This is a genomic window from Streptomyces sp. 8L, assembly GCF_020176795.1.
GTDB lineage: Bacteria > Actinomycetota > Actinomycetes > Streptomycetales > Streptomycetaceae > Streptomyces.
In genome coordinates, this window is record NZ_JAIUKE010000981.1 from 1 (window position 1) to 303 (window position 303).

At 77.6% G+C, this 303-nt stretch carries 1 tRNA gene; it reads left to right on the forward strand.

The features are described 5' to 3' along the window. Positions 1-113 precede the first annotated feature (113 nt). A tRNA-His gene (locus LCE31_RS40195) sits at positions 114-186 on the forward strand. Positions 187-303: the final 117 nt, after the last annotated feature.

The window sequence follows — 303 nt, forward strand, 5'->3', positions numbered from 1 at the left end:
GGTCCCCGGCGGTCCCCGCGGGGGCCCCTGGCCCGCGCCCTTCAAAGGCGGCGCGAGCACCCCTGCGGACCCTGTACACTTTTTCTCGGCCGGTCGGAAAAGGACCGGTCATGGTGGGTGTAGCTCAGCTGGTAGAGCACCTGGTTGTGGTCCAGGATGCCGCGGGTTCGAGTCCCGTCACTCACCCTCTGTCGAAGGGGGGGGGGGGGGGGGGGGGGGGGGGGGGCGGCCGGGGGGGGCGAGCGGGGGGCCGGGGGGGGGGGGGGGGGCCCCCCCCCCGCGGGGGGGGGCGCAGAGCAGAGG